Annotated in this window: 25 protein-coding genes; 2 read left to right on the top strand and 23 right to left on the bottom strand. The window is 30.7% G+C overall.

Annotation, left to right across the window (positions count from 1 at the left end):
• Nucleotides 1–63: 63 nt before the first annotated feature.
• The 23 genes from serA to ABNT61_RS18070 all read right to left on the bottom strand — a co-directional run bounded on the left by serA (nucleotide 64) and on the right by ABNT61_RS18070 (nucleotide 22,514).
• The gene (gene serA, locus ABNT61_RS18180) at nucleotides 64–1,947 is read right to left on the bottom strand and encodes a phosphoglycerate dehydrogenase (RefSeq protein WP_348744273.1); all 1,884 of its coding nucleotides are present in this window, start codon (nucleotides 1,945–1,947) and stop codon (nucleotides 64–66) included.
• Nucleotides 1,948–2,150: 203 nt separating this feature from the next.
• Nucleotides 2,151–3,056, bottom strand: a complete 906-nt coding sequence (locus tag ABNT61_RS18175) for a hypothetical protein (protein ID WP_348744272.1) — start codon at nucleotides 3,054–3,056, stop codon at nucleotides 2,151–2,153.
• Nucleotides 3,057–3,058: 2 nt separating this feature from the next.
• Complete coding sequence (locus tag ABNT61_RS18170; RefSeq protein WP_348744271.1) at nucleotides 3,059–3,577, bottom strand: hypothetical protein; 519 nt, start codon at nucleotides 3,575–3,577, stop codon at nucleotides 3,059–3,061.
• Nucleotides 3,578–3,587: 10 nt separating this feature from the next.
• Complete coding sequence (locus tag ABNT61_RS18165; protein WP_348744270.1) at nucleotides 3,588–6,185, bottom strand: hypothetical protein; 2,598 nt, start codon at nucleotides 6,183–6,185, stop codon at nucleotides 3,588–3,590.
• A 31-nt stretch (nucleotides 6,186–6,216) separates the two neighbouring features.
• The gene (locus ABNT61_RS18160; protein ID WP_348744269.1) at nucleotides 6,217–7,014 is read right to left on the bottom strand and encodes a hypothetical protein; all 798 of its coding nucleotides are present in this window, start codon (nucleotides 7,012–7,014) and stop codon (nucleotides 6,217–6,219) included.
• Nucleotides 7,015–7,022: 8 nt separating this feature from the next.
• Nucleotides 7,023–8,003: a hypothetical protein gene (locus ABNT61_RS18155; protein ID WP_348744268.1), complete on the bottom strand. Its 981-nt coding sequence runs from the start codon at nucleotides 8,001–8,003 to the stop codon at nucleotides 7,023–7,025.
• 68 nt (nucleotides 8,004–8,071) lie between these two features.
• Nucleotides 8,072–8,506 (bottom strand): hypothetical protein, encoded by a 435-nt coding sequence (locus ABNT61_RS18150; protein WP_348744267.1) that lies wholly within the window; start codon nucleotides 8,504–8,506, stop codon nucleotides 8,072–8,074.
• A complete protein-coding gene (locus ABNT61_RS18145; RefSeq protein WP_348744266.1) occupies nucleotides 8,493–8,786 on the bottom strand; it encodes a hypothetical protein in 294 nt (97 codons plus the stop codon). Before ABNT61_RS18145 ends, ABNT61_RS18150 begins: the two co-directional genes overlap by 14 nt.
• Before the next feature lie 2 nt (nucleotides 8,787–8,788).
• Complete coding sequence (locus tag ABNT61_RS18140; RefSeq protein WP_348744265.1) at nucleotides 8,789–9,037, bottom strand: hypothetical protein; 249 nt, start codon at nucleotides 9,035–9,037, stop codon at nucleotides 8,789–8,791.
• A gap of 5 nt (nucleotides 9,038–9,042) precedes the next feature.
• Nucleotides 9,043–9,942 carry a hypothetical protein gene (locus tag ABNT61_RS18135; RefSeq protein WP_348744264.1) on the bottom strand — a complete coding sequence of 300 codons (900 nt, stop codon included), beginning with the start codon at nucleotides 9,940–9,942 and terminating at the stop codon, nucleotides 9,043–9,045.
• Nucleotides 9,943–9,948: 6 nt separating this feature from the next.
• Entirely contained in the window at nucleotides 9,949–11,304 is a 1,356-nt protein-coding gene (locus tag ABNT61_RS18130; RefSeq protein WP_348744263.1) for a hypothetical protein, read from the bottom strand.
• Nucleotides 11,297–11,872, bottom strand: coding sequence for a DUF6046 domain-containing protein (locus ABNT61_RS18125; RefSeq protein ID WP_348713585.1), 576 nt, complete (start codon nucleotides 11,870–11,872; stop codon nucleotides 11,297–11,299). The genes ABNT61_RS18130 and ABNT61_RS18125 overlap by 8 nt, the downstream gene beginning before the upstream one ends.
• A 20-nt stretch (nucleotides 11,873–11,892) precedes the next feature.
• Nucleotides 11,893–12,363, bottom strand: coding sequence for a hypothetical protein (locus ABNT61_RS18120; protein ID WP_348744262.1), 471 nt, complete (start codon nucleotides 12,361–12,363; stop codon nucleotides 11,893–11,895).
• Between the two features lie 370 nt (nucleotides 12,364–12,733).
• Complete coding sequence (locus ABNT61_RS18115) at nucleotides 12,734–13,099, bottom strand: hypothetical protein (protein ID WP_348744261.1); 366 nt, start codon at nucleotides 13,097–13,099, stop codon at nucleotides 12,734–12,736.
• 53 nt (nucleotides 13,100–13,152) lie between these two features.
• Nucleotides 13,153–13,488, bottom strand: a complete 336-nt coding sequence (locus tag ABNT61_RS18110; protein ID WP_348744260.1) for a hypothetical protein — start codon at nucleotides 13,486–13,488, stop codon at nucleotides 13,153–13,155.
• Nucleotides 13,489–13,601: 113 nt separating this feature from the next.
• Nucleotides 13,602–14,030 carry a hypothetical protein gene (locus ABNT61_RS18105; protein ID WP_348713572.1) on the bottom strand — a complete coding sequence of 143 codons (429 nt, stop codon included), beginning with the start codon at nucleotides 14,028–14,030 and terminating at the stop codon, nucleotides 13,602–13,604.
• Between the two features lie 73 nt (nucleotides 14,031–14,103).
• Nucleotides 14,104–15,519, bottom strand: a complete 1,416-nt coding sequence (locus ABNT61_RS18100) for a DUF2586 family protein (protein WP_348744259.1) — start codon at nucleotides 15,517–15,519, stop codon at nucleotides 14,104–14,106.
• Between the two features lie 265 nt (nucleotides 15,520–15,784).
• Nucleotides 15,785–16,495, bottom strand: a complete 711-nt coding sequence (locus ABNT61_RS18095) for a hypothetical protein (protein WP_348744258.1) — start codon at nucleotides 16,493–16,495, stop codon at nucleotides 15,785–15,787.
• 373 nt (nucleotides 16,496–16,868) lie between these two features.
• Nucleotides 16,869–17,426 (bottom strand): hypothetical protein, encoded by a 558-nt coding sequence (locus ABNT61_RS18090; protein ID WP_348744257.1) that lies wholly within the window; start codon nucleotides 17,424–17,426, stop codon nucleotides 16,869–16,871.
• A 166-nt stretch (nucleotides 17,427–17,592) separates the two neighbouring features.
• Nucleotides 17,593–19,284 carry an energy-dependent translational throttle protein EttA gene (gene ettA, locus ABNT61_RS18085; RefSeq protein WP_348713566.1) on the bottom strand — a complete coding sequence of 564 codons (1,692 nt, stop codon included), beginning with the start codon at nucleotides 19,282–19,284 and terminating at the stop codon, nucleotides 17,593–17,595.
• Nucleotides 19,285–19,326: 42 nt separating this feature from the next.
• Nucleotides 19,327–19,503 (bottom strand): CAL67264 family membrane protein, encoded by a 177-nt coding sequence (locus ABNT61_RS18080; RefSeq protein ID WP_348713676.1) that lies wholly within the window; start codon nucleotides 19,501–19,503, stop codon nucleotides 19,327–19,329.
• 63 nt (nucleotides 19,504–19,566) lie between these two features.
• Complete coding sequence (locus ABNT61_RS18075) at nucleotides 19,567–20,505, bottom strand: PorP/SprF family type IX secretion system membrane protein (RefSeq protein WP_348744256.1); 939 nt, start codon at nucleotides 20,503–20,505, stop codon at nucleotides 19,567–19,569.
• Nucleotides 20,506–20,507: 2 nt separating this feature from the next.
• Nucleotides 20,508–22,514 carry a T9SS type B sorting domain-containing protein gene (locus ABNT61_RS18070; RefSeq protein WP_348744255.1) on the bottom strand — a complete coding sequence of 669 codons (2,007 nt, stop codon included), beginning with the start codon at nucleotides 22,512–22,514 and terminating at the stop codon, nucleotides 20,508–20,510.
• A gap of 239 nt (nucleotides 22,515–22,753) precedes the next feature.
• On the opposite strand from ABNT61_RS18070, the gene ABNT61_RS18065 reads away from it, so the two are divergent.
• On the top strand, nucleotides 22,754–23,740 hold the full coding sequence (locus tag ABNT61_RS18065) for a hypothetical protein (RefSeq protein WP_348744254.1): 987 nt from the start codon (nucleotides 22,754–22,756) through the stop codon (nucleotides 23,738–23,740).
• Between the two features lie 4 nt (nucleotides 23,741–23,744).
• Nucleotides 23,745–24,707 (top strand): hypothetical protein, encoded by a 963-nt coding sequence (locus ABNT61_RS18060; RefSeq protein ID WP_348744253.1) that lies wholly within the window; start codon nucleotides 23,745–23,747, stop codon nucleotides 24,705–24,707.
• The last annotated feature ends 5 nt before the right edge of the window (nucleotides 24,708–24,712 follow it).

Here is a 24,712-nt window from a genome sequence, read left to right as displayed (position 1 = left end):
TAAAAAACCTCGTTGATTTCATTATCAACGAGGTTTTTATATTTAACTATGAATTATTTTGTACTAGTATAATATCCTAAAGCGAATGGTACCAGTTACATTTTTAAGTTCTTGAATTACATCTTGATTGTAATCTTTATCAACATCTGTAATTACATAACCTACTTTTGAATCTGTAGATAAATATTGACCTACGATATTCAAACCATACTCTGCAACTACTTTGTTAATATTAGCCATAACTCCGGATACGTTTTTATGAATATGCAAGAACCTATGTGCATTTTCCTGTTTTGGTAAACGAATATTAGGGAAATTAACTGCATCTACAGTATTTCCTGAATTGATATATGCCATAATTTTTCCAGGAACAAAATCAGCAATATCTCTTTGTGCTTCTTCTGTACTACCACCAACGTGTGGAGTTAAAATCACATTTGGCAATCCTTTTAACTCTGTGTAGAAATCTCCATTTTTTCGAGGCTCTTCTGGATAAACATCAACAGCAGCTCCTGCTAATTTACCTGATTTTAACGCCGCGGTTAATGCTGGAATGTCAACTACAAATCCACGAGATAAATTCACTAAATGAGCACCATCTTTCATTTGAGAAATTTCTTTCTCTCCGATATAATTCTTATTCAATGAGTTATCATCTACATGTAAGGTTACAACATCAGAAATAGATAATAAATCAGATAACGAATTAAGCTTAGTCGCGTTACCTAATGCTAATTTATCCTCAACATCATAATAATACACATCCATTCCTAAAGCTTCTGCTAAAACCGATAATTGTTTTCCGATATTACCATAACCAACAATTCCTAATTTTTTCCCACGAACTTCTTTAGATCCTTGAGCAGTTTTATTCCACTCTCCATTGTGAATTTCTGTACTTCGCTGGAAAACACTACGCATTAGCATAATAATTTCTCCGATAGCTAATTCTACAACCGAACGCGTATTACTGTATGGTGCATTAAAAACTACGATTCCGTTTTCTTTACAAGCTTCTAAATCAATTTGCTTTGTTCCAATACAAAATGCACCTACTGCTAATAATCTTGGAGCATTTTCTATGACCTTCTGTGTTACTTGAGTTTTGGAACGAATACCTAAAACATGAACATCTTGAAGTTTTTCAATTAATTCGTCTTCTGGTAAACTTCTAGAAACTGTTTCTACCGTAAATCCATCAGTAGAAAATTTTTCGTACGCATCAGCATGTATATTCTCTAACAATAACATTTTGATACGATTTTTTGGATAAGATATCTTTCTTGGCAAATCGTTTATAAATAAAAATTCGTCTAAATTTGGTGTAATATAATCGGCATTTTGAATAGTTTTTTCACGCTCTACATTTTCTGTATATGCAAAAAACTTATCCGCAACACCTGCTTCTTTTGTTACATAATCACTATAACCGTCTCCTATCATTTGAATTTCTCCATCTAATCGTAAATTTTGAAGACACTCAATTTTACCATTATGAACCGATAGAATATTATCTCTATCAAATCCAATAATTTCGTCCTCTTCGCTAAATTCGAAAGTGTTTGCAAAAACTCTTTCCGCTGGGACATTGTATTCTGCAACGATAGGAACGATAAACTCTTTGAAACCTGCCGAAATAACGTAGATATTATCAGAATATGTTTCAAAAAACTCTTTATTTCTTTCTATAGAAGAAGAAACTCTCTTCTTAAGTTCATTAATCAATACATCTAAATCGGATCGTTTTGCATTTAGCAATTTTATCCTACGCTCTAAAGACTGCGTAAAGGAAATTTCGCCATCAATTCCCAGATTGGTAATCTTAATAATTTCTTCAATAATCTCTTCTTTTTTGGGATTATTGGCCAGCGTTATTTCTGCTAGAACATCTAACGCTTCTACTTTAGTAAGTGTACTATCGAAATCAAAAATATAGTATTTACTCATCATGTATAGATTTTCGATTGAAAAGCGAAAAGTACAATCAATCTTTTAGAGAAAAAACTTATGTTTTAAGAATTTTTACTTTTTTATCACTCTGATAATAAAAAGCTTATATTTTTAGAATAATTCAATAAAACTTACTTGAAAAGAAAAAATGCCTTAACAAAAGGATGTTAAAGCATTTTTTCTTTTATATTTTATGTTACTTAAAGTTTAGTAGTAACGGGTATAGCTTGATCTCTTGTATCTAAAACAGGAATTGAAGTGTGGAGATACAACCCATTTTGTGTTTTCCCATTAACAATTACCGTTAGTGCACCGTTTATATCTAAAGTTCCAAAAAACGATTCCCCTAGTTGGTTAAATAGATTTACATTAATTGTTCTAGAAGGCACATAACTTGAAGGAACCTGACAGACTACAAAACTAGTTGCACTTGTATCTGATGTTGAAGCGTTTTTAATTGTTAAATATAGTACTCCGTTTTTCACTTCAGCTTTTACCTCATCTGCCGTAACATTTGCTCTTGTTGGCACATCTATTAGTGCTAAATTGTAGGCTCCATTATTTATAGGTGTATCTTCTCTTGTAACGGTAAAACTATATGTTAGTCCGTTAGAAAAATTGAATGATGTAGTATTTGGAGATGTAGGGTAAATTTTATAAAAAGTAACTTTTGAATCTTTATATACTGCTCCAGAATCTCCTGGACAAAAAAACGTTGGAATAATGTTCGTGAGTCTTCCTGTTGAATTTACATCAATTTTTATCATTGACCCTACTGGATTAAAACGAGAATTGGGCTTACTTGAATCAACTCCAAAAAAGAACTCGTTCTTATCATTTTTTAAAATCAAATATGGATTTGGGTTAAAATATGATGGATTCGAAAAATCTGGATTACTAACAACCAACACAGGAACTCTATCATAGATTAAGGTTCTATAACTATTATTCGCTATTAATGCTAATCCATCTAATCTTCTGTTTACCAAAAACAATTCTTCAGAATTATCTTCATTAAATGTAATTACATCTCCTGGAGTAATTTGTCTTTCGCCAAAACCTATCTTTCCTTTACCTCCTCTTATTAAAAAACTTCCTCTTCCCATTTTTATGATTCTGTTATTTGTTGAACAATATTGTATTGAAAAACTACGATCTCATCCTCCTCAATTACAACTGGTGGATTTAATCTATTAACTGTAGCTGCTAAAACTCCTTCAATCCCGTAAAATTTAACTGGAAGTTCTCTAATAGGAGTATCGATTCTAGAAGGCTGTTCTACAATTTCTCTATCAACTATTGTTCTCATTGATTCTCTTCTCACTTCCCCTTCTTTTCTTACCATTCCAACTCCGCCTTCATTTAACCTGATATTACCAAGATCTACCACCTTTATTTTGTTATCTTGTATCATAACATTTGCTGGATTTTGGATTAGTAATTTACTTCCGTTAGACAACTTAATAACTGAGTCACCCGTAGCTCCATTTCTTTCAACACTACTCACGTAAATTTTAGTGATATCATCCTCATGGACAAAACTATCTATTAGATTTTCGAACTGTTCTTGAGTTGGTCTATCACCTGTCTCAAAATATGACTTTAATACTGCTTTTGACTGTTTCATTCTCTACAATTTATTTTTGGTCTACAATTACATCTTCACCTATAACAGATGAATTGATATCATTAGATGTTCTTGCAATAGTTCTTAATATACTAGCATTATGAACCATGATGTCATTAACAAAATAGTTATCTCCACTTTCTAACTGCAACACTCCAATTTCTAAACTAGATTTAACTGTTCTTTTAGATTCAATTTCAACTAGATCACCGTTATCATTAACGATAAAATATCCTCCTCTTAAATCATCTGGTAATAACCAAGCAACTTCTTTGTTATCCCTACTTGCAAGTATAGGATGTGTAGGAGTTACATTGATTACTTTACCATTCACCAAAGTTATCTTACGATATTCCGCTACAGTTTGTACACCAAATTCAATTACCTTACTAACCTCCTTTTGAGCTCCTTTCATTAAATCTGTTACTAAACTTGTTTCTCCATTTGTTGACGACAATGGATTAACAAACTTGAACGTTCTTAATTCATCTCCAATAACAATATTTTTCAATTTTTTGGATTGCCCGCTTGCCATTAAAATATCTGATTCTAAGTCAAAACACGGCACATCGTCAATTAATTCATCTCCTATTCCTATTTCTATAATTGCGGACCAATTTAGAGTCGCACTGCTTCCGCCATCAGAGGTTTCAAAAACAACAGTTCCTCTATTCTGTGAGCTAGGACTTGGGCTTATTGAGAGATTAACTGGAGTAGATAAATTTGAATTTGACGAACTAGGAAATACAGTTATAAAACTATCTTTTGATCTTATTTTCCAGCCAGGATTACCTGATACTTGAATTGTTTGCACTCCTTCTACATTAAACCCTGTAAAGACTATTCTATCAGTAGATAGTGTTAGATCTGAAGGATCTAATTCTCTTCTAATATTTGCTTTTAACACTCTAGAATACGTACTTTCATTACCTTGGTTATCAACAACCATAAGTCTAAATTCATGAGTCCCGTATCGTCTACTACCAGTAATTCCAGGTATAACGAAGGTCAGTAAACTAGGAATACTAGGATTACTAGAAACTCGTGTCCAATTTTGAACCACCGTTGTTCCCACTAAAAATCTATGTTCCCAAACAAAATCAGAAACTGAACCATCAAGATCTTCTGAATCCGAACCATCTATACGGATCGTTACGGTAGTAGCATCATCAACAGTAAAATTTTTCGCTGTTTCTGAAATCCCTTCATCATCAAACTTAATGTTTGCTGTAGGTTTTATAACTGGAGTATAATCTCCAACGAATATTATAAATGCCAAAACATAATACCTAGGACGCAAATCTATTGGGGTAGGACTTGTTGCTCCCCATTTAGACGTATCATAATTATGCCTTCTTACATCTCGTCCAGAGGCTTCCCATGAACCTGGATTATGTGTAGATTGGCTATCTTTAGCAGAACCTATATCCTCTAAAGTGTGACTATGTTCTGGGATATTATCTTCTGTTAAAGTATATGTATCGTTACCTTTCTTAACCCCCATTGCATAGTCGCTTGTAGCTGGACTATAACCAGCAACGAATCGACCTCTTAAATCAGGAATAGTTAAACCATTAATTTTTGTGCTATTATTACCATCGCATAAAACCCATCCAGCTGGAACGTTAGTAGGATTACCACTCCACATCATTATCATACCTGGAATAAAGTTTGCACTTGTAATACCATTGGTATTCTTTCCGACATTTCCCTGACTATCAATCACCAAAGGAGTTTGACTATTTACTTCAGCTAAATTATCAAGTTTTATGCTATCATTATTGGCATTAATCTCTACAGATTTAGATGGTTGTGTAACTCCTACACCAAGTTTATTAGTAATAACACCTCCACTTCTTATCCAAGCATTTCCTTTTTCACCTTTCGCTTGATTGGCTACAAAATCGAAAACTCCAGGGGATGGGATATTCGGTTTACCTGTTAAATTACTGTCTTCATATGAAATATAATCTACACTACTTGAGTTAACTTTTTTAAAAATCAAATCATTATCAGATCCTAAATCTAAATCACCTGTCATTGGTTTTGAACCATCTCTAGGCAGATAATCTTCTTTTATTTCACTAATCTGAGCTGTATTGTTATCCGCTTTTTCGTCAATTTCACTAATTGAGGTTAACGGCTTAAATGTTGAGAGTTTTAGACTATTCTGTGTATTATCAGCTACCAATTTCCCAACAAACTCCTCATAAACCTTATTTATGGTTCCTTCAGAATATGGTAATTTTCCATCATACAGCCTTTTATCTTCTATCAAAACACTTTGTCCTCCAGTAAAGTAACTTACTCTTATAAGTTGTAATTTAGTTACTTTAACATCATCGTTTTCTTCCGAATCATTATCTGAATCACTACTTGAATCTTCTTTACCAATCCCCCTTAATAATATCTCTTTAGGCATTATCAACCAACCATCTTCATCACTTGAACTCTCAGGAATGTTAATCTTATATCTTTCCTTTGTGCTTAATCCCCAAAGAGTAAATAATGCTTCCAACATATCCTCTTCATAGGCTGCCTGAATTTGTATCAATGTTTCCTGTTCTAATGGAAAACCCCCATCGTAACCAAATACAACTCTTTTCATATCTTTTACTATTTTCTTGGTAACATTACTGTTACTTTATGTACATATAATTTTTTAATTGTGGACTTCTTTCTTTATTAGATCTTATTGTTTCTAATGGAACTTTATCAATTGAAACATCATATTTTCTAGTCTCATAACTTTTTCCTGCTAGCTTATAAAAGTTAACGACTTTATGAAATTTAGGAGTAACAATTTTAATAGAATCTGGATGATTTGTTAAAGGTTTATCAGATATAACTAAAAAATCATTTAGCTCTTGAACTTGTTCAACCTGTTGTCTTTGAGTAATATTTTCGTTTTGAAGTTCATTTTGTAGACATAATAATACGTCTTGGTATTTTTCATAAGATATCAATAGATGACTAGGGATAAGTATTCTAAAGTTGTAAAACTCAGTACTACTAAAATCTGAAGCACCTGATAAGTACAAAAAGTTTCTATTACTTGTTTGACCATCCAAACTTTCTCCATTATTTGCTACAACTATTGGATCATTTCCTTTTATGTAAATTTCATCATGAGTATATAAATATTGAACTCTTGGCCTATAAGCATCTTCAATAACTATATATCCCAAATCCATCTTTGTTTTTATGGAATCACTGTAAGCGTATTTAACGCATGGATTAAATAAATCATTTAGAACTTTTTCTAAATACATTACTTGTCCGTTATGTTGCATTTTATACAATGTATCATCGTATAAACTACTCAGTGGTTTAGCTAATGTTTTTATCCAAGCAGCCTGTTTAGGTTTTCTCAGTAATGGAGGTATTAGCATTAACAAAGCCTTACCCCAATCTATTTGTGTATATTTCTTTAACATCGTTAAGTTTAAATATTAAAATTAGGGTCTGTTTGTAAATTGTAAGGTTTATAAACTATCTTGAAATTATCATCGTCTATATTGAAGTAGCCTGATCTAGGAACAAAAAATGGTAAATCTTTTTCACTATCTAATTGATCATATACAGGTTTATCAGATCCGTCTACTGTAATTTTTTGTAAAATTGGTAAATGGACACCAGGAATCTGCTGAATTTTATCAATCAAATATGTTGGAACAAAAGCCCCATTAAACTCTAAAGTAGTAATGTACTCTTTTATAGCATCTCTTACAGGTTCTATTGAAAGATTTGACAATAATTTACCTGCATTTAATTTATCAATCCCATTATCATTTTCGTCTTCATTATTATTCTCAATCCCTGTGTAGAAAGTTAGTGGATTAACATAAACCTCTAGCTCTATTTCTATTTCATTTCCTTTATTCGACAATACTCTAATTTGAGTTCCTGCATCTTTAATTTGGTTCATGTACGCTCTGAATGCCCTTTTTTCATGAAGTTCCAGTTTTTCCTTTCTTCCATTTACTTCTTTGGCTACTTTTAAAGTTAAAATTCCAACTTGATTATAGTAGTAATCACTAATAATTTCAGATAATTGTGTGGTATCACTATCATCATTTATTTCTTCAAACAATCTTTCTGAAATGGCACAATGAGTAATTATTTTTTTCTCTTTTTCTTTCTCTGGAGATAATTCAGGATATTGAAAGTACCCATCCTTCCAGATTAAATCTTCACCAATTAAAAAATTTAAAGCTTGTTCTCTATACCAAAGTAATGTATGAGGCCTTGAAAGTAATGCATTACGTTCTACAATCTTTTCATGCATCCAAATAGCAGTTGAAACAATATATATCCATAATCTCCATATTGCAGATTTGGATGTACTTGTTAATTCTGATAATTCGGTATACTTCTCTTTTTCATTTAGTATTTCTTGTTGTATTTCTGCAATTGTTCTTGCCATTTTTTTTCTTCTTTTTTTAGGATATTAATAGATTAATACTACTATCCTTGCAAATATTTCTTCTTTTTTTATCTCACTATATTATCGCCTCCAACAGTCATAAAACCGATACCAGAACCCATTTTATCATAAATTACCTTTTCAATACACGTGATAGGTTTGGCTTGAGAAGGAGTATGAACAATAAAATCATCTTCAATCGTCATACAACCAATTCCTTTATTATGAAACTCCTCTGGTATAACTGATAATTTTATGTCTTGATTTGTTAAAGCCGTTGCTGGTTTTTTTTCTCTTGCTACATAATATTCTACTACATCTCTCTCTACAAAATCTCCTTGAATTTTTAAATCGTTATAGACAGAAATATTATCTTCAGAAGCTGAAGTTATATTTGTAATATCATTTGATTCTAACACCTCAAACAATCCTTCGATACTTCCAAACTCTTGCACTGCAGCATCAAATAGATTTTGATTTTCTTCTAGTTTAATAGCTACCATCTATAACAATATTTTCTAGGTTATTTACGTCTACTTCTTTAATCTCAAAATTGTCGTATTCTAATTGATTACTAATTTCATTCTCTAACCGAAGACGAGATATAATCTCTGGACTTTTTAGATAATCAGTTATTCCAACACCTAAGATTGGAAACTCTTTGAAACTTCCTTTATGCGACAAAAGAATCAACTCTATATTTTGTTGATCTGTATTATCAATATTCAAATCTCCTTTATTAAAGGATAAATCTTTACTATCGTCTAGTTTAAAGTCTTCCATAATTAACTCACATCTATAGAATTAGATTTTACTTGAAAACCATTATAACCTGTTCCCAAAGATTCTACTTCTAAGTTATCTTGTATATGCTTAACGACTTCATCAGCAATTGCTTTGGCCATTTTTTGTATTGAATTATCAATAAAACTTTCTGCAGTAGTGTTATCAGTTACCACATTTCCACCAACACTTACATTGTTTTTTAGTGCTGACGCTATATTATCTGCCAATATTCTCGCGTCTAATCCCATATTATCTATCCTTTTTTCTGTAATATTTCACCTAGATTTTCACTAATTGATGTTAACGCACCAATATCTGGGCTCACTCCTTGAACTACTACTATTTTTTTAATTTCATTGATTAAAGCATCCAGTTCATTTTTAAGGTTCTTCCCTCCTGCTTCTACCTTAAATTTATTTGTCATCTCGAGCTCTATATCCTTAGTTGTATTCTTAAAAAGAATATTCTCTTTATCAATTAAAGCACTGTATCCTTTTGTTTCATTTTCTTCTATTTGAAAATCAACTGCAACTTTTGATGCGTCTATTGTTGTTTTTTGTAGAATTATATCGTCATCATTATTTATAAACTCCGTTTCGACTTTATCATGAGCAACAGTAGTTTGATGTATTACTTTCTCCCCTTCATCATTCCAAAATTTTACTGCTAACTCTTTCTGTTCTCCATCAAAAACTAAACTTGTAATATTTTTTAAAGATGCTTCTGGCTGGCCATCATCTCCTGTTTCATCTACTTCTTTTTTAAACAATAAATTTGTAGAATTTACATCTGTTTGAACTTCAAAGAACTTACTATTTTCATCATTCTTGATACGTAAAAATATCTTATCTATCTCAGAATATTGAGAAATGAAAGCTCTTGTTTCTGTAGTTTCAATAATTGATATAAACACCCAACTATTCAGTTTAGGAACACATATAACACCTTGTTCTTTATCTTGAATTGAAGCTTTCAATCGTACATTGTCTATTTGTGCTCCATCTGACCGAACTACATTAACAGAATATGCTTCTTCTGGATTATTGTGTTTTGAATTTTCTTCAATATTTACACTAATAACCTTGGCTGCGTAGGTCTGAATTTTACCTCCGGTACTTACAATTTCTTGTATAATAGTTTTTACATCTTCCATCTCAATTTATTTTGCCTTTTCTTCTAATAATCTTCCTAAAGAAATTACTTGTCTATATCCTCCAACACCATAAGTTCGTTCCACTTCTTCAACTTGAAAAGGATTATTCTTCTCTTTCTCTTCTGCATTTGTAAGAAATACGCTATCCAATGGTCTTATGAAAGGTTCTCCAAATGTTGTAATCGACCCTGTTACTCCGTTTTGTTTTAAACGCGCTAATCTTACTCCAGCAATAGTCTTTAAAACTCCTTTTATTTCTTCTTTCTTTTTTTTGAATTCAACTGGATTACTAAAGTCTAATTCTTCCTCATTATTATGAAACACATACTGCTTAACTAATCGACCATCTGGATCTCCTATTTCTTGAGGTATAGGCACATTAGAATTTACATAGCTTATTTCTGCTCTAACCTTTATTTTTTTAACTTCTTCCTTGGTAATTTTTAAATTATCATTGATAATATTATAATGAAACCTAAACGTTCCATCTCCTGGATAAATTGGATCTTTTTTTCGAAAAAAATCAACTAGATCATTAATTCCCAACAAAGAAACTGCACGGTTCAATAATCGTTCTGGTAATTTCAATTTTTGTGTTTTATCTTCATATTTATCTGTAATCTCTTTGATTTTTTCTTGTTTATACAGACAAGGATTACTAGTAATATGTAAAACACTTTTAGCATTACCATCTTTATCTGACTCTAATCGCATAAATGAGTAGATGTCAAAATCTTCTTTTAGATTCTCAAGAAATTCAACAATATTCCATTTTCGATCAATCTTTCTAGTTCCTAGATCTTCTATTTTGATTTCAGCAACTTCAAATGGGACTTCAATTTTTTTTAATCTCTCCTGCAATCTTTCAATTGGTTGATTTACTATGGCAGAATTATTTCTAGGAATTTCATTTTCTTCATCATCTTTTTCTTCATTTCTTAACCCTAATTCAGGATCATCAGTCGCTATCATTTTGTACTTTTTCAAATAGTACATCATATCATCACAAACTATTTTCACTGGTGCATCTCCTTTAACCTCTCTAATATATCCACGGAAAGCTGGTTTATAATCACCATTATATCCTAAGAAAATTTCAATGAAATGATCTATTTTAAAAAATTCGTTGATACTGCGTTGTTTAAAATCAATTGGTGATCTTCTTGCTAATTCAATACCAAGAGAATTATTAACAGCACTTGTTACAATTGCCTTAGGCATTGTAATTGTGGCGGTATCTGTAAAAGATTTATACGATGACTGTATACGAATATCTTTTACATGAGAAAATTCATAAACTTTTCCTGTTGGAATCAGACCTGAGGTTTCATGAACCTTTATCTTACAATTTAAATTAAGCATTATCTCTAATAATTAATTCAATAGGTTCATCTGATGTTGCTTGAAATGAAAATTTCTGGATGTTTTTTACACCGTCAATAGAGGGAATACTGTAATTATCTATTACAATTTCATACACTCCTAATCTATTTAATATTGCATGTGTTACGCGTAATGCATAAGGAGCATGTAAAAATTGCTTTAATAAAAACAATTTCCCTTTTGGGTACTCTTTGCTTCCTCCTTCATTTGCGATTAATCCTTCAACAGAAATATTAAAATCTCCATTAGAAATGTGCTCTTTAACTGTATGATCTCTTCCTTCAATTGCTGTTTTTACAATTGTTTTAGATCTACTTGTTGAAATATTTACAGCATCAATACGTAAAGGTGGTAAGGTTAACCCTTTTTTGATTAAAGGTTCAAATATTAAAGGTGCAAAGACTGGTAAATTAAACTCTCCTCCTTTTTTATCAATTATAAAATCTTTGAACTCAGTTACACCCAAATCAACCACTTCTTGAGCGGCAAAATCTATAAGTGTTTCGTATTGATTTAATGCATCTTTTAATTTTATATTAAATGCCATTCTTTTCTTTTTCTATTTATTTAAAATGTTCCATTATCAAATGTTTTTACTAAAACATTTGCCAATGCAACTTCTAACTGTTTATTCTTATGTTCTTGTAGCCAAAGCGCCTCTCCTACAAGTTTGTAAAACTTATCAATGGATAATTCATACGGGTCTACATGAAAAAAGTGACGCACTAAAGCAGCTGATTTTTTTATCCCATCCACACCCGATTCTTTACTTAAAATAAAATCATTGGCTTCTGGTAATTCTTCTAGCAATGATTTTGACGCTGATAATATAAATTCATCCTCGTAACTTTTGTCATACTCCAAAACACAGCTTTTGAATAAAAATTCTAAAGCTAAATACGCATCCTCTTTTTTAAGTTTATTATACTCTTCTATCTCAGAAACTGTTGGTCTCTTTAAATAAGCAACCTCTTCTTCAGACTGAACTTTTATAAGTTCTCCAAATTTCAATTTCCATTCTTTTAATTTATCTTCCATCAATTCTCCTTAAACTTAGATCGTTTTCACATTTTCGCTCAGAAATACTATTCTTTAATATTGAAATAAAATAGCAATGGTTCATAAAAAATAACAGTTACTATTTTATGGACTCAATCTTAAATTCTAATTAAAGAACATACTAATTTTTAAAAAAACTAAACGATGAGTTATAAAAATAAAAAGATGGTTTTGGAGTATGAATTTTTTGAGATTGGTTTTGCTGTGTTTGCAGTAGATTTTAAACAACAAACCTCTTTATCAGTAATTTATTTATTTCATACTAATCTTTTATTCGGTATAAGCCTAATAAAAGGTTTTAATATTTGAAAGAATAATTCTATCAGTAGATCTCTGTAGAATACAAAAATTAATTTGACAATCCTGGGAAAGAAGTAACGGGTTGAATAGTAAAATCTGGAAAGTTTTCGGTGATATATACTTTTAAGTCTGCATTGTTTTCCACAATTCTCCACTCACCACATTCGTCAGCAAAATTCTCCACAAAACGAACTCTAAGATCTGGAAATGAATTGACTATTTTCACTTTAACATCTGCTTGTGATTGGAACTCTACTAATTGTACTCGTCCATAAAGTTTTTTCCCCTTATATACACATGAATCTAACTTAATTGAATAGCTACTATTTTTCTTATTTTCTTTTGATTTATAGGAAACTAAAGCAAAAAAGGAACACAATAAAACCAAAAACAATAAACTTTTCAAATAATTCATCTTTTCTTATTTAATACTAAAACATCAGTAAATTTAACATTTAAAATTCACAATTATAAAACCTCTATTTTAACTGGCTTAGGTTGAATAAAATCTGAAAATGAAGTGGTAATATTTAATCGTAAATCATCCTCCTCTTCAATATCTTGGTCTCCTCCTAAGTAGCAATTTTTAAACAACACTTCTAATGCTTTAAACTCGTCCATTTTAGATGCCTGTAAAACAGCAGATCGTATGGCTATAGTAGGCTTTTTAAAGTATGCAAATAAAGTAACCCCACCATCATCTTCTACAGACAACTTTACAACTCTTTTATAATTATGTTTCCATTTATTTAATTGCCCTTCCGTAATTCCTCCATCTAATAATTTTACAGTTTCGTTCTCCATTTTCTTCTTTTATGTTTATGTAGTTAAAAAATCCCACTAAATAAGAGCAAACTCGTATAAAGCGGGATTCTTAATTCTATGTTTTATTTTATTGTACTATAAAGCTAAACGTATTAGTTCCACTCGATATGAGAAACAATTAAGTCTAAAGACACCTCTATTTTAGTATCTCCTTGGCTCATGTTTCTATTATTTGTTTTGAATTCGCAATTACGAATTACGTGTGTTACTATTTCGTTACTTCCGTCTTCTAAAAAGCTAATTTTAACATCAAACGGAGGTACATCTTGCATACGCTTTCCTCTTGGCAAAGAAGCTTGAATAGCTTCTACTTCATAGTTATATAACGTTAATGAAGCATTAGCTTCATAACGACCTCTTCCTCTATGCACAGGCATATTTCCTGCTCCGTAGTGATTTTCTTTTACTTCAGAATCGTCGTAGTTAATTGATGTGATTCCAGTTACGATACGATCTAAAAAATTTACTTCTATTGATGACCAACTATGACGCTGACCGTTTATTAATGGTAATTGTGACATTCTTTTTCGTTTATAATATTATGTATTTCTTAAAATATCCAGCACATAATCCTGGACATACACATTCAGATTTTTATGCTGATGGCGCAGGTGCTGAAGCAGCAGGCGCACTTACACTGGCATTCAATTGAAATGGATTCTTAAATCCTAAGTTTACAATGATCCTACGAGCGGTCCCCATTGGTACAATAGACATTTCAATTTCTAACTCTGAATTTGCCAAAATATCTTGATTTGGATTTACATATACATCAATTTCAGAAACTTCTTCATTACTAATCATTCTCTCAACTGCTGACCTACATAAAGTCTCGAATCCTTTAACAACAGAAGGCGCTAATTTTCCTGAATCAGGATCTACTAATACCGGAGAGTTTAACTTTGGCAATAATGCTGTACGAGCAATACGCGCTGCTTTATTAATTGTTCTATTTGCTTCAATAAACGTAAAATCAGAAGTTGGAACTGTACAAGTATGACTGTCATTAAAGTACACTCCAGGTAAACCTATATGTTTACGAGAAAAAATGTATTTGAATTCATCTAACGTTTTTGTTTCACTTTCTCTTACTGAAACACCACCAACAAAACCAACAGTTCTAAAACCTGATCCCGTTAAATTAAATTTCTCAACCCAGGCAATATTTTCTGAAACTTTAGCTTTAGATACTGCGCCTAACAATACTCCAACGGCAGCAGTGTTTTTATAAGAATCATCTGAAATCAAAACAATTGGAGTACTTCCATCAGCCCCTGTTACAGGAGTTTCATCTCCTTCCGAATTTTTCACAAAAACATTGTATTCACCATTTTTAACACCAGTTGCTCTTAATACTTCATCTTGAGAAAAAGCATATAAAGTGGATTTATTCCCATTTTCATCGGCAACAAAATATCTTCCTTGGTCTACTAGTTCTTGATCCATAGCGATGGTAACAGAAACATTTTCTGCTCCGCTTTCTTTTAAATCATAAGGTTTTGCTAAATCAAACCCTTTTCCTTCTAATAAAATTTCAACTGGTCTAAAATCTTTGAATGCTTTTTCAGTAACAGTTTTAGCTTCACCTATTGCGGCGATTGTTCCACTAAAATCTCCAGCTTTTCCCACTTGAGAAACAATAGCAAGTTGACGAATTGCTCCATTTGCTTGTTCTAACATTAATTCTGCACCATTTGCAACTAAACTTGCATAGCTAGGCTTAGTTTCTTCATACCTCATTATAAATAGATCTCCAGACGGGTTCATTCTGAAGAACTGAGAAATCTGATAATATACAGAAATTCCATCTTTATCGTAATTTTCATCTATTCCTAAATCTTCTGCATCTTTTACAGAAGCCAAACGATAAATCTTATCTTTTTCAATCTTAGCATCTGGTTGAACTGGAGTGTTGAATAATAGTCCAGACACCATATCTTGGTTTGGTGTTCTTCGACCTAAACCTCCTGAGAGTTTGTTGATAACAACATCATTAAATAGTACGCCCATATTTTTTAATTATTTATTCATTTTTCTTAAACAGTCATAAAAATAGATTAGTAATTTCTTTTAATCTATTTTTTAGATTAGTCCATACTGTAGTTGCAGTAAATAGTTATTGATTAATAATATTATATATGGTGCGTTCTGACAAAAACAACCTTTCAGATAGCTCTGCCACAATTAGTTTCATTTGTTTGTCTTGATTACTATTGATATAACCTTTAACAAATTCTCTTCTTTTTTCTAACAAATACATACTTCTTTTCATCTTTTAATTTAATTTTAATTCTTGGGAGTTAATATTTAGGGATTCTTTGACTTTCTTAATAACAAGTAATTTTTTTCCGTCTATTTCTTTTTCATAATAATCGTTTAAATCATATCCTAATGATCTCAAGGATTCTCTTACTTTTTCTCTTCTTTTTTCATTGTTCAAATTAGCCTTTGTAAAAGCCCCGTTTGAAATCATGGTGTATCTTTTCTTATAAATTCTCTCAATTAAAGTTGTTTTGTAATTAATTTCCCAGATAAAAAATTCGTTCTTTTCCCAATTATCATCTTCAACCGTGCTTTGACACTCTTTAATTTTGAAAGCTGAATTTGAAATTAATTCTGGAACATCTTCTCCGTTTTCAATTGCTTCTATATTCTCTCTTATCTGTGAATTTGTTGGATGCAATAAAATTGCTTTATCTATTTCTCTAGAAATATCAAATACATCCAAATAATCCTCTTCAAATTCAGAATTTAAAACAATAAAAACACTAAAATCTACATCAGCTTTGTATTCATTTTCGGATGAAGTATTCCATTCCACATGATTATATTTAAACATTACTAATGGAAAATCTACATTAGCTTTTGGTTTAAATACCAGATCATTAAAAAGTCCTACGTTAATGTTGTTTGGAAAGTTTAAATTTTCGGAAATGAGTGTAGCAATAATGCTCTTTTTTTGAGCATAATAATCTTTTAAAATCATAGTATCTTTTTCTTTTATTCTTGATAGTAAAGCTACAAAAAATAAACTACACTTTATTTAATAAAAGGGTAATTTTTTATTAAAATATTCAAAAAAAACATCAATTATTAAGGATAAATTACAGTAAATGCATTATATGTACCAGATTTGCAATCAATTATAACTCTTAAAAACCACAAAAATTGTGTTGATAACTCATTTTTTTGGAACAAAAAAACCAACAGATTTCTCTATTGGTTTTAAATCAAATTTTGTATTAAAAAATTGTCTTAATTTTATATAGTTTCACTTCTAAAATGTAATGAATTTTAATGCTTTTAATTATAAATCTTTAATACAACATTCTTAATAATTTTGTCTAAAATTACATTTACTATTTATCGTTTATTAAAAAACTCTGAACTTCTTTATAAGACATTTTACCCAACTCCTCTTTGGATGCTGTTGTAGTATTTGCATCAATTATAAAATAACGTACTTTATCTATACTTGCGTTAAGTACACCGGTAGACTTTAAAGCATATATGGTAAATTTGTTTACCTCATACGTAAAAGTAATTACTTCATCATTCCCATTATCATATGGAAATGCATAAGTCATAGGGTACCAGGCATTCCCTGTAACCAGTTGAAAATAAGCTAAAATTAAAGAGTTATTTACAGTATCTTCATCAAGATCAGTATCATTAACTTCAAAAAAATTAGCTTCTTGACCTAAAAAGCTCCCTTGAGTCCAACTGATATTATCAACTGTTTTCATCACAACATTTGCATTACCATTTACCCCTGGCAATCCTTGTTCTCCTTGCGGTCCTTGTTGTCCATCAACACCATCTATCCCATCCATTCCATCTTCTGGGGAACAAGAAATATTAAAAGATAATAATAGTACGATTAAAAAGTACGATAGTTTAAAAATTGATTTTTTCATGATTTTGCTTGATTTTAATATGATTAACATTTCAATACTTAATGAGTATGAAATAAAAAGGTTAACAAAAACATTAGAAAAATAATCTATCAAGTGAAAACTACAGATCTGAAAGAAAAAAGCCAGCAATATAATTGCTGGCTTTTGTTATTTAAGTTTAATTCTATTAACGAATTAATTTCTTGTATTTGATTCGTTTTGGCATGATATCTCCTCCTAAACGTTTCTTTTTATTTTCTTCGTATTCTGAGAAAGAACCTTCAAAGAAGTACACTTGAGAATCTCCTTCAAAAGCTAAGATATGTGTACAAATTCTATCTAAAAACCATCGGTCGTGAGAAATTACCACTGCACATCCTGCAAAGTTCTCTAATCCTTCTTCTAAAGCTCGTAATGTATTTACATCTAAATCATTCGTAGGCTCATCTAAAAGTAAAACGTTACCTTCTTCTTTTAGAGTCATTGCTAAATGTAAACGGTTACGTTCACCACCTGAAAGCGTATTTACTTTCTTGTTTTGCTCGCTACCAGAAAAATTAAATCTACTTAAATATGCGCGTGAATTCACTTGCTTTCCACCCATCATTACCAAATCTTGACCATCTGAAAAATTCTCCCAAATTGATTTATTAGGATCAATATTAGCATGGTTTTGATCTACATACGCAATCTTTGCAGTTTCACCTACAGAGAATGTTCCAGCATCTGGATTTTCCTCTCCCATGATCATTCTGAAGATAGTCGTTTTACCAGCTCCGTTCGGACCAATTATACCAACAATTCCTGCTTGTGGTAAATTGAATTCTAAATTTTCATATAATAACTTCTCACCAAAAGCTTTAGAAACACCAGCGGCTTCAATTACATTATTTCCTAAACGTGGACCGTTCGGAATGTAAATTTCAAGCTTCTCTTCAGTTTGCTTTTGATCTTGATTCATTAATTTATCATAGTTCTTTAAACGAGCTTTTGACTTCGCTTGACGTCCTTTTGGAGCCATACGAACCCATTCTAATTCTCGTTCTAAAGTTTTCTGACGCTTAGAAGCTGACTTGCTCTCTTGCTCTAAACGTTTTGCTTTCTGATCTAACCAAGAAGAATAGTTCCCTTTCCAAGGGATTCCTTCACCTCTATCTAATTCTAAAATCCATCCAGCAACATTATCTAAGAAATAACGGTCGTGAGTTACTGCTATTACTGTTCCTTTGTATTGTGCTAAATGATGCTCTAACCAATGCACCGATTCTGCATCTAAGTGGTTGGTAGGCTCATCTAATAATAAGATATCTGGCTCTTGCAATAATAATCTACATAAAGCAACTCTACGTCTTTCTCCTCCTGATAATACTCCGATTTTCTTATCTGGATCAGGAGTACGTAAAGCGTCCATTGCAATTTCTAATTTGGTATCTAATTCCCAAGCATTTGAAGCATCAATTTTATCTTGAAGCTCAGCCTGACGATCCATTAGTTTTTGCATTTTATCAGCATCAGAATATACTTCCTCTAAACCAAACATGTCGTTGATTTTATTGTATTCATCTAATACTGCAACAACTTCTGCTACTCCTTCTTTAACAATTTCTAGAACTGTTTTATCTTCATCTAATTGCGGTTCTTGTTCTAGGTATCCTACTTTATATCCTGGTGAAAAAACTACATCTCCTTGATAGTTTTTTTCAACACCAGCAATAATTTTAAGTAATGTAGATTTACCCGAACCGTTTAAACCTAAAATTCCAATTTTAGCTCCATAAAAGAAGCTTAAGTATATATCTTTTAAAACTTGTTTTCCTGTAGATTGATAGGTTTTAGAAACCCTATTCATGGAAAAAATGATCTTCTTATCGTCAGACATTTTTGATTAGTTAGTTTATAAAATTTAAAAAGTAATATTGAATTATACGCGTCCTTTTAAAGCATTGAACACCCAAGCAATTGAGAAAAATCCCAATGCAACTGCTCCAAATCCATATCCTGCAATTTCGTCGTATTTAAAAACAGCTAAAGCTACTAAAAGAATTCCCATTAAGACCATTATCAATGTTGCGTATCCCAACACTGTATTTTTGTTCATTGCCATATTTTCTAGTTTAGTTTCACAAATATCGATAATTAATCAATATTTAGTGAATTATTATTAAAAATTTAAAGGACTACAACCTAAGGAAGCATATCTTTTTTCGAATAAATTTATGCCTAATATAAATTGATGTGAGTTATAGAATCCTGCAAAATCTGTATTCAAGTCAAAATCTATGGAATATCCGAAGTTAAAATTTTTATAGTCTATTCCAGCAAACATTGTAAACGAAGTTCCATTTAATCCATTATTTATAAAAGACTTATATGAACCTCCATACCATATACTATATTTTGTTAGCAATGGTTTATGATAAAATTTGGTATTAATATCCATTTCAATATCCAATCCTTCTATTTTCCTAATAAAAATCGAAGGCTCTACAAAAAATGTATCGTTATTATTAATACTTCTTATATGCCCTACGATTAAAGAATAGGTAGTTTTATTTTGAGTTGTTAAAATATTATTCACCAATGTTTGGCTCATTGCTAATCCTCCATAATAATTTTCATAAATGAAATAAGTTCCTATATTAAAACCAAAATCAAAATCCTGATCAAAATTTATTAATGAAGGATCTCCTCCAGTTCTATCTAAATCTAAACCATTATGTTTTCCTGAAAAAGCTAAACCAAAACTCCAAAATCGCTCATACTTGTTATTTGTTCCTAAATTAATATGATATGCTGTCGCTATTTCTAAACCCGTGGTATTATGGTTACCATTACTATCTTTAAACACATATCCTCCCATACCAATATATCTATTAACTCTTCCTTGATAACTTGCAGTAAGAGTGTTTGGTGCAGCAGATTCTCCAATCCATTGATTTCTATAAGTAAATCGGACTTTATGAGTTGTATTGATTCCAGCTACTGCTGGATTAACCAAAAAATAATTCCCAAGTAAATATTGTGAATGTATGGGAAGAAATTCTTGAGCATAAAGTTTACCTACAAGTAGTATTAAAAATATAGCATATTTATTTTTCACAGCTAGTTTAGTTTTGAGAAATGACCTTTAAAAACTTGTCCATTTACTCTTAAAAAATACCAGTAATCGTCAGGAATTAATTGAACTCCTGAAAAAGTTCCATCCCATAGTATTTCTTGGTTTTTATAATTTCGAATCAATCTTCTATGTCGATCAAATATCTGAAGTTCAAAATCTAGATTTCCGCGCAATTGAGGAATTCTAAAAACATCATTTATTCCATCTCCATTAGGAGAAAAATATTTTGGTATATTTAGTTTTACATCAAAATTGGAATTAATTCTACATCCATTAGCATCAATAACTTCAATCTTGTGATTACCGAAAGAAAGTCCTTCAAAAATATTCTCTGGTTGTGATACCTCATCATCCAAAACATACGTTAATGGTTCAGTTCCGGATGCGTATATAGTTGCAAAATTATCCAATTCATCATAAGCTATTTCATCAATTGAAGGTGCTTGGTTTTCTATTAAAAGTGTTTCTAATTCACCTGTACAGCAATCTTTATTACTCACTAAAACGGTATAAACACCAGGCTCTTTAACCTTTATTTTACGTGTTGTTTCTCCCGTTGACCAAAGAAAAGTTTCGAATAAACCTGCGTCAATCTCAATAGGTTCTTCATTACTGCAGATATAAACCTCTTTAGGTAGCGTTGTAGAAACCAGTTCATCTTTTATAGTTACATCTTTAGAATAATAATACTTTACATTATCGGCATCCTCAACTTCCAATTGGATAGTATAATCTCCAGAATCTAAATAGGTATGCAAAGGATTAACAACCGAAGATGTATTCCCATCACCAAAATCCCAATTATAGGTTATTGCATTCTCTACTAAATCTGAGGCAAATTCCATTCGATCTCCGAAACAAAGGTTTTTAACAAAAAAGTTTGATTTAAAATAAGATTGAGGAAATGAAGGAAGCTCATAAATCTTTAATCCATTTGTATTACTTAAAACAGTAACACTACTATTTTCAATCTTACCAATGAAGGTATTCCATGCTTGACCAATGGTTAAAATATAAAGTTCTCTATCTGGTCCAATTTGCATATCTAAAACATTAGTAAGAATCTCTTTAAATATTAATGTTTCTGTTGCTTTTATATCTGGAGCCGAAAGGTCATACTCGTAGGTTAAATGTTCTGGCGGAAGACCAAACGGAAGATATCTTGTTCTTACCGTTACGTACAATTTATTATCTTTAATTTCACCCAATAGTGGATTAAATAAGTTGACAACTGTATCTCCTTTTTCAATTTTTGTTTGATTAAATAAATTGCCTGCTTCACCCGTGTCCTTATTAAAAGATAATATTTGGATAAAACCGTCATCTGCTATAAACTCTTTATTAGAAGTTAAATAATTATTTGTCCTAATAAAGGTTACAACTTTATCACCTTCTGGAGTTATTTTAACATCATTTAAAACATTAAACATTTGATCTCTTCCATCTACGAAGTATTTAAATATTTTTGGATCTGCAAGTTTGCTGATCTGATGGCTTTCAGGTCCTCGTTCATTCACTTCAATTATGAACATATCTATACCGTTCCTTACGATTACCCAAACTTTTTGTACTTCATCGTTAACATAAGCCGTTAACCCAGAATAAATTGATGTTTCAAAGTATAGAACATCCTCTTCGAGAGTAGTTACATTTCCATCATCATTAATTTCAAACTGAGAATAATATAATTTTGGAACGATATTTATTTCTCTTGGAACACCCATATTAGGAGTTCTTATAGCTTTTGTCTCAAAAAGATAATACTTATTATTACATCCTATTTTTTTAAAAATTACAGAATTATAGGCTTTTCCATACTTTTGATTAGATTTAATTACATTATTCTTACTATCAAATAATGTAACTCCATCATAATTCAACAAAATTTCGCCTTTGGTATTACTAATTGAAGATTGAGAAGAAATCGTATCCGTAGTATTTGTAAAAACAGTATTCGTATTTGAATTAAAATCTATCTTAAGTTTATCCATCTGCCATATGTTACCCCTATTCTGGGAAACAAGGCAAAATGAACTAAAAACTAATACTATAAAGAACCATTTCATAACATAACTTTTTCACCGTCTTAAATTACACTTTTTCAATGAAAATAAAAAATCAGACTTTTAACAGAATTTGTCTTCTATACATCTAAATAAAAAGCAGTTATAAATTATGTTAATTAATACAAAAACATGTAACAAGAATAGAAAAACGTAGTCTTTTAAGTATGTTTAAACCCGTTTTTACTTTACTACTCTTTTTTTTGATTTATCCTGTTTTTTCAATCGGTAATGATAATCCTAAGGAAGATGAAATTATAATCAATTCCATACCTATAAAATTTTCAGGTGCTACAATTATAAACAAATATTCTACAAGAATACCTTTTAAGTTAGTGGACAGGCTTATTGTAATTGAAGGAAAAATTAAAGGCAAGAATGGCAATTTTATAATCGATACAGGTTCTGAAAGTTTAATCTTGAATAAAGTTCACTTTACAACTTATCCTTTTGAAAAGGAAAAGAAAAATACATCTGGCGTACTTTACAATGTAGATAACTTGTTCGAGAAAAGCATCAAAAAATTATCTCTGAAACACATTTCAATTCAAAATAAAAGATCAGATATCATCGATCTATCTCATATTGAAAAAAGTAAGAAAATAAAATTATTAGGTATCATTGGTTTTGATGTCTTAAAGGATTATGAAGTTTTTATTGATCTTTATTTGAATCAAATTACATTGACTAAAATTGATAAAAATGGTGATACTTTGAATAAAAGGGTATACCTAGAAAAAATTGTTGATACTATTAATTTTAAACTTAAAAAACACACGATAACACTAAAGGGATATATTGGTAAGGAAGAAGTTACCTTTGGATTAGATTCTGGTGCAGAATTCAATCAAATAAATAAAAGAATCGGTAAAAGAGCACTTAAACATTTTTATCCAAAAAAACGTGTAAAATTAATTGGTGCCAGTAAAAAGCAAATTGAAGTTTTATACGGTAATTTATTTCGAGTAAAACTAAATGATAAAACGTATTTTGGTCCTATGAAAACCATGCTTACCAATTTGAACAATATGAATAAAGCATTTGGCACAAGTTTAGATGGTATTCTCGGGTATGAGTTTTTTGCTCAGAAAAGAGTTATAATTAATTACAAAAAAGAAAAACTATACTTTATCAAATATCCCTTGATACGATAAATACATGAAACGTTTAGTATACATATCTCTATTCATAATCAGTTTTATAAACTGTAACCTCTTTGCACAAGACAAGGTTGTGAAAGGTTATAAAATTGATGGAGATTATGTTGTGTTTACTTTTGATAAAAGAGACTATTCAAAAGCCACTGATGAAAAAACTCAGAAAAGATTGGAGTTTGATGATTTTGATATTCGAAATGTAGTTGTAGCAGGAAATTTCAACTCGTGGTCTCGCGACAGTTGGAAAATGACTAAAGTAAACGAAAATATTTACCAGCTTCGAAAGAAATTAGAAGACTTTGGAGAGAACTTTAATTGGGAATTCAAATTTGTAATTAATAATAGAATTTGGGCTGAACCCGATGAAAAAATTAGCAATATTACTCCTGCTAAAGAAGGAGATAAAAACTACCATACTTACAATTTAAAAATTTACGATGCGTATCCAACAGAAAATGGGAATGCGAAATTTTTACTTAAAGGTTTTAGAAAGGCTCAAAAAGTAGTTGTTTCAGGTTCTTTTAATAAATGGAATGAAGAACTTTTTGAAATGAAAAAAACCAATGAAGGTTGGGAATTAACTTTACAATTAAAACCTAATACCTACGAGTATCGATTTATAATTGATGGACATTGGATTGAAGACCCTCATAATCCAAACAAAGTTCCTAATGAATTTGGAGAATACAATTCTTTGATTGATATAAATACTAAAGTTCGCTTTTTCTTAGATGGATTTAAAAAAGCCGAAAAAGTAATTTTAGCAGGTTCTTTTAATAATTGGTCTGAAGATTCTTACGAAATGCAAAAAGTTGAAGATGGTTGGGTATTTTCTACAAGATTACCTTACGGTAAATATCACTACAAATTTATTGTTGACGGTGAGTGGAAAACAGATCCATCAAATCCCGTATTGGAATTTGATGGACATGGTAATATAAATTCTGTTAAAATGGTAAAGTAATTGAA

It is taken from the genome of Tenacibaculum sp. 190524A05c, from assembly GCF_964036595.1.
GTDB classification, from domain to species: Bacteria; Bacteroidota; Bacteroidia; order Flavobacteriales; family Flavobacteriaceae; genus Polaribacter; species Polaribacter platacis.
This window is presented reverse-complemented; position numbering and strand designations above follow the sequence as displayed.